General features: G+C 68.0%; 4 protein-coding genes. 3 read left to right on the forward strand and 1 reads right to left on the reverse strand.

What is annotated here, in order from left to right:
• Positions 1–133: 133 nt before the first annotated feature.
• Positions 134–1,540: an amidase gene (locus tag MKD38_RS19415; protein ID WP_252679050.1), complete on the forward strand. Its 1,407-nt coding sequence runs from the start codon at positions 134–136 to the stop codon at positions 1,538–1,540.
• Positions 1,541–1,589: 49 nt separating this feature from the next.
• Here MKD38_RS19415 and MKD38_RS19420 read toward each other — a convergent pair whose 3' ends face one another.
• The gene (locus tag MKD38_RS19420; RefSeq protein WP_252679053.1) at positions 1,590–2,612 is read right to left on the reverse strand and encodes a class I fructose-bisphosphate aldolase; all 1,023 of its coding nucleotides are present in this window, start codon (positions 2,610–2,612) and stop codon (positions 1,590–1,592) included.
• 280 nt (positions 2,613–2,892) lie between these two features.
• Between MKD38_RS19420 and ilvD the strand changes: the two genes are divergently transcribed.
• Together ilvD and MKD38_RS19430 are read left to right on the forward strand one after the other, a co-directional pair.
• A complete protein-coding gene (ilvD, locus tag MKD38_RS19425) occupies positions 2,893–4,752 on the forward strand; it encodes a dihydroxy-acid dehydratase (RefSeq protein ID WP_115682310.1) in 1,860 nt (619 codons plus the stop codon).
• A gap of 226 nt (positions 4,753–4,978) precedes the next feature.
• On the forward strand, positions 4,979–6,556 hold a 1,578-nt coding region (locus MKD38_RS19430), incomplete at its 3' end, for a type VI secretion system Vgr family protein (RefSeq protein ID WP_252679055.1).

Below are 6,556 nucleotides of genomic sequence, written 5' to 3' on the forward strand. Positions count from 1 at the left end.
GCCCAAGCGGCGCGGGTTGGCCAATATGCATGCATCCCATGGATCGCCAGCGATGCCGATGTCCTCTCTTTCTCCTGCCCTGCCTGCCCGCCTTGATCCGTTCGAGGCTTCACTGAGCGACCTCGCCGGGGCCATGCGCACCGGCACAACCTCCGCCCAGGCGCTGGTTGCATCCGGTCTCGCCCGCATCGCCAGCTTCGACCAGGCCGGCCCCTGCATCAACGCCATCAGCCGCGTGAATCCCGCGGCGATGGACGAAGCGCGCCTGCTTGACGAGGAACTGCGCACACGCGGGCCCCGCGGTGCGCTGCATGGCATACCGATGGTGGTCAAGGACAATATCGATGTGGCCGGCATGCCGACCACGGCGGGTTGCGCGGCGCTGCGCCAGGCTTACCCGCGCGCCGATGCCGCGTGCGTGGCGCGGCTGCGTGCAGCCGGCGCGATCGTGCTGGCCAAGTCCAATATGTCGGAGCTGGCGGCGTCCAACGGCCGCTTTGGCTACAGTTCGGCGAACGGGCTGACGCTGAACCCGTACCGCCTGTCGCGCAATGCCAGCGGTTCCAGCAGCGGCACCGGCGCGGCGGTAGCGGCCAGCCTCGCCGCGTTCGGGCTCGGCACCGACTCGTTCGGCTCGGTGCGCGGGCCGGCCTGCGTGCATGGGCTGGCGGGCCTGCGTCCAACCCATGGCCTGCTCGACTGCGCCGGGGTGCTGCCGCTGGCGCCGTCGTTCGATACCATCGGGCCGCTCGCCCGCAGCGCGGCCGACGTGGCGCTGGTGATGGCCGTGCTGGCACCGGGGCACGGCTTTGGCGCCCAGCCGCGGACGCTGGCCGGCCGCAGGCTCGGCATCGTGGCGGCTTTCGCTGGTGGCAACGACGAGATCGACGCGATGTTCGATGCCGCGACCGCGGTGATACAGGCCGCAGGCGCCCGCGCCTTTCCCGTGCACCTGCCCGCCGGCGCGCTGACGCTGTACACCGACCTGCTCGGCGAGATCACGCGGGTTGAATCGGTGCGCGCGCTTGACCAGTATCTGGCGCAGGCGGCTGCAGCGGCGCCGCACAGCGCCGCCGAACTGCTCATGCGCATGGAAGCCAGGGCCGACGCCGGCGCGTTCGCGGTCAACCCGCGCACCCTGGCAGCGCTGCGCCACGCGCTCGCGACACGAGACCAGCCGCCCGCAGCCGGCGTTGCCGCGGCGCGACGCTGGCGTGGCGTGCTCAGCCAGCACTTGCTGGCACACGGCCTCGATGCGCTGGTGTTCCCGACGCTCGCGTGCCCCGCCTCGCCACGCTTCGACATGGCCGATGCCAGCTACCATTGCCGGGCCGAGCAGCCGCTGGCCGCGATGCATCTGGCCAGCGCCGCCGGCATGCCAGAGCTCAGCGTGCCGATGGGCATGACCGCCGCCGGCGTGCCGGCGGGCGTGTCCTGGCTGGGCCGGGCCGGCAGCGATGCAGCACTGGTGGCGATGGCGTCCGCATTCGAGCAACTGACCTGGCACCGCCGTGCACCGTCCCTCACGCCTACGCTGTAGCAGGCGTGAGGGGCGGCGGCAAACCGGGTCAGTCTGTCGGCATGCGCAGTTACCCGCCGGCGCCCTCCAGTGCCGCCTCATATTTCCCCAGGCAAGCCATGCCATTCAGCCGGGACCGCAGCAGCAGCGCCTGTTGCGCCTGCGCGGCGTTGGTAGCGTCGCCGCGCCAGGCCAGCAGCGGCGGTTCCTGCAGCGCGCGCCCATAGGAGAAGGACAGTCGCCACGGCAGCGGCGCCAGGCGGTTCATGGCGTCGAGGTTGGCGGTGGCTTCGCTGGGAGTCTGTCCGCCGGACAGGAAGAAGATGCCCGGCACCGCCGCGGGCACGGTGCGCTTGAGTACCTGCACGGTCTGCATCGCGACCTCAGACGGTGGCGCGTGGCCGGCGTCCTTGCCGGGCAGCACCATGCTGGGCTTGAGCAGCATGTGTTCGAGCGCGACCCCGTAGCGGTGCAGCGCGTGGAAGACTTCATGCAGCACGGCCTCGGTCACCTCGGCGCAACGGGCCATGGAGTGGCCGCCGTCCATCAGCACTTCGGGCTCGACGATCGGCACCACGCCGGCCTGCTGGCAGATCGCGGCGTAGCGGGCCAGCGCTTCGGCGTTGGCCTGCACGGCGGCGCGGCCGGGGAGGGTGTCGGACACGTTGTAGACCGCGCGCCACTTGGCAAAACGCGCGCCCTGTTGCCGGTAGCCGGCCAGCCGCTTGCCCAGCCCGTCGAGGCCCTCGGTGATCTCGTCGCCGGGAGCGAGCGCGAGCGCAAGCTTGCCCTTGTCTACCTTGATGCCGGGCACGATGCCCTGGCGCGCGGCCAGCTCCGGCAGCGGCGTGCCATCGTCGGCTTTCTGGCCCAGCGTTTCCTCGTAGAGGATCACGCCGCTGATGTAGTCGCCCAGCCCCGGCGTTCCCAGGAGCAGGTTACGCCACGCGCGCCGGTTCTCTTCGCTCGATTCCACGCCGATGCGCTCGAAGCGCTTGGCGATGGTCGGGCCGCTCTCGTCGGCGGCCAACAGGCCCTTGCCCGGCTGTGCCAGGGCGTCCACGGTGGCTTGCAGTTCGCTTGAAGTGTCCATGACGTTGCTCCGCGCAGGTGATAAGCGCAAGCATTTCCCCGAAACGGCAATCGCGCAAGGGTATCGGCGGCCGATGGCGCGCTCCCATGGTGGCCGCCCGAACATTGCGGCCGACCTGGCGGGCGGCGCGTGCCGTGCGGTGGGGGAAGCGCCTGCCGCGCCGGCTGTGGGATAATCGCGGCTTTGCCCACGGCGCAGCTCAAGAGGTTGTTCGCACGGGCATGCCAGGGCCCTTATTCCCGCGGCCCGCTTCCTACCGCGATACTTCTAAAGCAAGACCATGCCCACATACCGTTCCAAAACCTCCACCGCCGGCCGCAACATGGCGGGGGCGCGCTCGCTGTGGCGCGCCACCGGCATGAAAGACGAAGATTTCTCCAAGCCCATCATCGCCGTGGTCAACTCCTTCACGCAGTTCGTGCCGGGGCACGTGCACCTGAAGGACCTGGGCCAACTGGTCGCGCGCGAGATCGAGGCCGCGGGCGGCGTGGCCAAGGAGTTCAACACCATCGCGGTCGACGACGGCATCGCCATGGGCCATGACGGCATGCTCTATTCGCTGCCCAGCCGCGACATCATTGCCGACTCGGTCGAATACATGGTCAACGCGCACTGCGCCGATGCCATGGTGTGCATCTCCAACTGCGACAAGATTACCCCCGGCATGCTGATGGCCGCGATGCGCCTGAACATTCCGGTGATCTTCGTCTCGGGCGGGCCGATGGAAGCCGGCAAGACGCGCCTGGCCAACCCCGTCACCAAGGCCATGGAGTTCAAGAAGCTGGACCTGGTCGACGCCATGGTGATTGCCGCCGACAGCGCGTATTCCGACGCCGACGTGGCCGAGGTGGAGCGTTCCGCCTGCCCGACCTGTGGCTCGTGCTCGGGCATGTTCACCGCCAACTCCATGAACTGCCTGACCGAGGCGCTGGGCCTGTCGCTGCCGGGCAACGGCACCGTGGTGGCCACGCACGCGGACCGCGAGCAACTGTTCAAGCGCGCCGGCCGCCGCATCGTCGAACTGGCGCGCCAGTACTACGAACAGGAAGACGCGCGCGTGCTGCCGCGCGCGGTCGGCTTCAAGGCGTTCGAGAACGCCATGACGCTGGACATCGCCATGGGCGGCTCGACCAACACCATCCTGCACCTGCTGGCGATTGCGCGCGAAGCGGAAATCGACTTCGACATGACCGACATCGACCGCCTGTCGCGCGTGGTGCCGCAGCTGTGCAAGGTCGCGCCCAACACCAACAAGTACCACATCGAGGACGTGCATCGCGCCGGCGGCATCATGGCCATCCTGGGCGAACTGGAGCGCGCCGGCAAGCTGCACACTGACGTGCCGACCGTGCACGCGCCCACGCTGAAGGACGCGCTGGCGCAGTGGGACATCACCCGCACCGAGGACGAGGCCGTCAGGCAGTTCTACCTGGCCGGCCCGGCCGGCATCCCGACCCAGGTCGCATTCAGCCAGAACACGCGCTGGCCCAGCCTGGACCTGGACCGCGCCGAAGGCTGCATCCGCTCCTACGAGCACGCCTTCTCCAAGGAAGGCGGCCTGGCGGTGCTGACCGGCAACATCGCACTCGACGGCTGCGTGGTGAAGACCGCCGGCGTCGACGAGAGCATTTTGGTGTTCGAGGGCACCGCCCACGTCACCGAATCGCAGGACGAAGCGGTCGAGAACATCCTCAACGACAAGGTCAAGGCCGGCGACGTGGTGATCGTGCGCTACGAAGGCCCGAAGGGCGGCCCCGGCATGCAGGAAATGCTCTACCCGACCAGCTACATCAAGTCCAAGGGGCTGGGCAAGGCCTGCGCACTGCTGACCGACGGCCGCTTCTCCGGCGGCACCTCGGGCCTGTCCATCGGCCACTGCTCGCCCGAAGCCGCGGCCGGCGGCGCCATCGGCCTGGTGCAAGACGGCGACAAGATCCGCATCGACATCCCCAACCGCACGATCAATGTGCTGGTGTCCGACGAGGAACTGGCACGCCGCCGCGAAGCGCAGAACGCCAAGGGCTGGAAACCAGCCAAGCCGCGCCCGCGCAAGGTGTCGGCGGCGCTGAAGGCGTATGCCAAGCTGGTGATGTCGGCGGACAAGGGCGCGGTGAGGGATTTGTCGCTGTTGGATGATTGATGCCTGAGCGGGCTGGGTGTCCGCTTGCGTCAAGGGGAAGCCGCTCTTGGAGCGGCTTTTTTTCTGATTTGGAGCACCCCGCAGAAGAGAGCATGATTCTTTTCGAAATTTGATATAGGTCGTTATAAATATCATTTGCGATATTTCCGATGGATTTCCGCAAGCTTTCGCGGCAGATTGAAATGCCTGCCCGGCGGCGATCGCTCTGCCCCGGGTGGCATCGGAAATGGACCTTGCCACGCTCTATCAGCACCTCTTTTCATCGCGCCATCGCCTGTACGCGTTGGACGGTGATTCTCCGGTAAAGGAACTGGCCGTCGAAGCCTGGGTCGGCCGCGAAGCCATCTCAGCGCTGTTCGAATGGCGCATCGTTACAGTCAGCGCCAATGCCGATATCGCGCTGGACAGTTTGATGGGCCAGCGCGTAACGCTGCTGACCACGCTCGCAGGCGGTGGCCAGTCACGCCGCACTGGCCTGATCCGGCAAGCCGAGAGGCTCGGCGCCGACGGCAGCCTGACGCGCTACCGCCTGACCGTGGTGCCGTGGCTGTGGCTGACCACGCAGCAGCGTCACAGTCAGGTGTTCCAGAGCCGCACGCTCGACAGCATCATCGAAGGCGTTCTTCAGGACTATGCGCCGTATGCGCACTGGCGTTACGCCGCCGGAGCCGAAGCCCGCATCGCCGCGTTCGGTGAACGCGACCACATCGCGCAATTCCGCGAGACCGACTACCAATTCTTGTCGCGCCTGCTGGCCGAAGCCGGTCTCGGATATACCATGATGGAACACGACGAAGCACCCTTCGGCCATGCCGTGGTGATCTTTGCCGACAGCGCGCAATTGCCGGAAGATCCCGAATCCGCAGCCGGTGGCGGCATCCGCTACCACCGCGCGCATAGCCAGGAATCGGCTGATGCCATCCAGCAGTTGATCTGTGAGACGCGTGCCTCGGTCGGCGGCGTGGCAGTGAGCGCGTGGGACCCCGAAGCCAAGCGCGCGATTCGTGGTCACGCGCCCGCGCGCTACGGCGTATTTCCAGGCCGTGCCATCAGTCCCGATCCTTACTTGTCGGTCAGCCTGTCGCTGGCGCCGGACACGGGCAGCGCGCAGCGCGTCGCCGAACAGGTAATGGAAGCTATCGAAGTCCGCGCACTGGTGTTCACCGGCAGCGCCTCGGTGCGCTCATTGCGTAGTGGCAACCGCTTGACCGTGACCGGCTGCCCACACCTGCCGTCACAACCGGACGATACCGCGGGGTATCCGCTGCTGCTCGATGCAGTCGAACACTGCGGCATCAACAACCTCGCGGTGGAAACACGTGCCGCGCTTGCCGACCGGATGGGACCGCTGGAAGCGGCGTTGTGCTTCGACACGCCGCCGCCGGCTCCGGATGCCGTGGCAACCACCGTCGGCCTGATGAACAGCTTCTTCGACGACGCCGCCGAGCGCCTGATTCCGACCGAATCCCTGCGGACGGCCGCACGGGAACACGGCTATGCGGCGCTCTTTCGTGCCTTCGATGCGCGCCGCCCATGGCGCGCCGCCGTGCTGGACGGTGATTGTCCGCGTCTCTATAGTCACTCCACCCCGCTTGGCGCCCACACCGCAATCGTGGTCGGCCCCGACGGGCAGACGCAGCCGGACGGCCATGCCGAACACCACGCCAGCCCGCGCGGACAGATCCGTGTGCGCTTCCCCTGGCAGCGCGGCGATCGCGCCGACGACCGCAGCAGCCGCTGGATCCGCGTCGCGCAGCGCCAGGCCGGCGCCGGCATGGGCTGGCAATGGCTGCCGCGCATCGGT

It is taken from the genome of Cupriavidus sp. WGlv3 (assembly GCF_023952475.1).
GTDB classification, from domain to species: domain Bacteria; phylum Pseudomonadota; class Gammaproteobacteria; order Burkholderiales; family Burkholderiaceae; genus Cupriavidus; species Cupriavidus phytorum.

Coding starts and splice junctions, on each gene's coding strand:
- MKD38_RS19415 (WP_252679050.1), top strand. CDS start 134: ATGCGCACCGGCACAACCTCCGCCCAGGCGCTGGTTGCATCCGGTCTC.
- ilvD (WP_115682310.1), top strand. CDS start 2,893: ATGCCCACATACCGTTCCAAAACCTCCACCGCCGGCCGCAACATGGCG.
- MKD38_RS19420 (WP_252679053.1), bottom strand. CDS start 2,612: ATGGACACTTCAAGCGAACTGCAAGCCACCGTGGACGCCCTGGCACAG.